Raw genomic sequence first — 2,505 nt, forward strand, 5'->3', positions numbered from 1 at the left:
CGATGTTATTCACCCTGGCCAACCTGTTTCGGGTGGACCAAATGATACGTCAGTGGGAGAGATCTCAGTAAAAACCGGAAATAACGCCAGAAATGGTGGAAAAAATAGCCTAAATAGGCTGATTCGATGTGTTTGCGGGAAAAAAATCGGCCCAGATCCGCGAAATTTTAATCAGCGAGTCAGCTTGGGAAGAAATGACCTGCTTATTCGCACCTTCCTTAACCGAGCAAGGTGAGTAAACCGGCTACTAGTAGCCGGTTCGGATTCAACGTTTGAGGGTTTGCATCATCAGGGAGGGTTTAGGAATTGGTTCTTTCTGCTCAGCAGGCTTATCCGAATCAATGATGGTTGTTGCTCGGATACCTGTGGCCTGGGTTTCCACTGGTGAAGAATTCCGTTCAACGGCAATGCCCAGCGTTTGCGACAAAATGTTGCTCAGCGTTTCGGCATTAAACGATGTCGTGGTTTGTGCGGCCAGCAAATTTATTAACCGAGGGTCGAGCTCATGCAAGGCAGACGCAATTACCAGTGCCTTACGGTAAAATTCCCCCCGGGAGCGGCGGGGTAAGCGCTCCATAATATCAAGAGCTTTACCGTCTTCTGGATTATTGCCGGGGCGGAGCCAGACGAGTAAACGTTTATCTTCTTCCATCACATAACCTCGTTTAGACGCTTGCCATTGCTTTGACGAGCGCGAGCTGCGCGTCAGGCGCTTTGATGACATCCAGCTTAGGGAATAGTTCGACAATATGAGAATGGATGAGCTCAGCACCGCCCCCGGCCAGTATGATTTTGTGGACGCTGTTCTGACGACGTATATCAGCTGCAACAGCTTCGGCCAGATTTTTCGACTCAGAATCGATAACGTCAATGATGGCATCAATTTTAGAGTGATCATTGACCGCAGAAGCAATCAACGCTCTATCATGACGGTTTTTAATGATGATATCCGCAATGGCATAACTACTTGGAGACTGGGCATCCTGGAGCGCAGCCATAACAGCTTTTGTCACTCGTGAAACGCCAACATCGCTGTTGCCAAAGATATCAGATATGCCCTCCATTGCCCCCTGAATGATGGCCAGGTCTAGGGTTGTTCCCCCCAGATCGACAACCAGGGTTCGTGTAAGCTGCGTGGTTGTTTTAGGATCAATCAGATATTCAGCCGCAGGTACTGATTCAGGCATTACGTTAACTTTTACAACATGAAAAGTTTCGCCATTATTCAGGGTTATTGGGCCCATAACGTTGGCCTTTTTCTTTTCAATATTAGCTTCGTTCAACTGCGCATCGCTCGTGAAGAACATGGCCACCGGCAGTGTCACTGTAAGTTCAACATCCTGTGGCTCAAGACCGGAAGTCAAAAGGGCATGATGAATTGCTACGCGACTTACAGCGTCGAACTGGAAAGAGGTATGCGTTGTTGTAATTGCAGATGTTGAACCAATGTCGTGAGTAAATTTCCGCCCATCAATGAGATAGTTGTAGATAGTTTTACCACCAAATGCGAGTGGAGTAGCCCAGCCTTCGCGGAAGGCGTTCTGCGAAACATGAGTTTTGATTTCACCATTCTCAATCCAGGCAAGTTTTACGTTCGTTGAGCCGTCATCACAAGCGATGTTCATCATGGTATATACCTCATTAAAATGTTCAAAAGTATCAAAAATCTCTGCCATTTTAGATAGTAAGCCATCCTGAAGCAAGGAATGCGCAACTGTAGCGCACGTTTAATGTCCACAAAATGACTATGAAAAGTGAATTACGAGTGAGTAAAACAGGAACGATTCTATCGGATTGAAATCTGGCGGGGTAAACGAGAAAGAGGGATGTATACGTACATGCAGAGGTCGGTAGCCCTGGAACACCAACGGAAAAAGTAACAAACCACCCGAAAAATGAACCAGTGCCACCAGATTAAATTGTGACAATCGATAGCCAATACTGCAAGAGAACCTAAGAATAAAAGGTATCGCTATATTACAGCTCAGTCGGTAAAATCGAGGAAACCATGTCGGATCACCATTGTAGTTTCTGGTTAGTTCAATAATGAGGTATCCCCAATGACATTCATTCTGCTTACTTCTGATTCTGTTGATGGGTACACTTTTTGTATTTCTACTGATGGTAATGGATGTAAGCTGTCAGTCAGGCCAGAATACCGGCGCAATGGCACACAAACTTATGATGGCTGGTTTCCCAGATACTACTCAAAGCCTCAGTATGCTAAAGCAGCGTTAACAAGGTTCCTTGGAGAATCTGTTAACTGGTCACCACGGACGGGGCTCAGTTAGTCACAGGATACGTAACAGCCTGAGTCCGAGGATACCAACAAGTCAAGAGAAACCCGTGATAAACCCTTTATAATCAACACCTTACCTTTGTCAAGGCTCAATTGAAATGTCCGTTATCCAGCTCAATTAAAATGACCACTTTGATCTCTCATTCTCTTTACTGATAGACTTTCCTCCGACTGAAACAACAGGATGATTGAGCCCATGCTTCGAT

At 45.7% G+C, this 2,505-nt stretch carries 4 protein-coding genes; 2 read left to right on the forward strand and 2 right to left on the reverse strand.

All coding sequences use genetic code 11. The features are described 5' to 3' along the window. Both OOJ59_RS27675 and OOJ59_RS28130 read left to right on the forward strand, forming a co-directional pair. Positions 1–71, forward strand: a 71-nt coding sequence (locus OOJ59_RS27675; protein WP_002906209.1) for a hypothetical protein, incomplete at its 5' end; no start/stop codon positions are given. Beyond that, entirely contained in the window at positions 53–235 is a 183-nt protein-coding gene (locus OOJ59_RS28130) for a hypothetical protein (protein WP_309446571.1), read from the forward strand. The genes OOJ59_RS27675 and OOJ59_RS28130, both read left to right, overlap by 19 nt. A 30-nt stretch (positions 236–265) precedes the next feature. Here OOJ59_RS28130 and OOJ59_RS27680 read toward each other — a convergent pair whose 3' ends face one another. Together OOJ59_RS27680 and parM are read right to left on the reverse strand one after the other, a co-directional pair. Continuing rightward, on the reverse strand, positions 266–652 hold the full coding sequence (locus OOJ59_RS27680) for a plasmid partitioning/stability family protein (protein WP_009652914.1): 387 nt from the start codon (positions 650–652) through the stop codon (positions 266–268). Between the two features lie 13 nt (positions 653–665). Continuing rightward, positions 666–1,628: a plasmid segregation protein ParM domain-containing protein gene (gene parM, locus OOJ59_RS27685; protein ID WP_007372199.1), complete on the reverse strand. Its 963-nt coding sequence runs from the start codon at positions 1,626–1,628 to the stop codon at positions 666–668. Between the last annotated feature and the right edge of the window lie 877 nt (positions 1,629–2,505).

Source organism: Citrobacter sp. W9 (genome assembly GCF_026719375.1).
Classification (GTDB): Bacteria; Pseudomonadota; Gammaproteobacteria; order Enterobacterales; family Enterobacteriaceae; genus Citrobacter; species Citrobacter werkmanii.

Excerpts from the sequence above, each read along its gene's own strand:
- OOJ59_RS27680 (WP_009652914.1), bottom strand. The coding sequence starts at position 652 with ATGGAAGAAGATAAACGTTTACTCGTCTGGCTCCGCCCCGGCAATAAT.
- parM (WP_007372199.1), bottom strand. The coding sequence starts at position 1,628 with ATGATGAACATCGCTTGTGATGACGGCTCAACGAACGTAAAACTTGCC.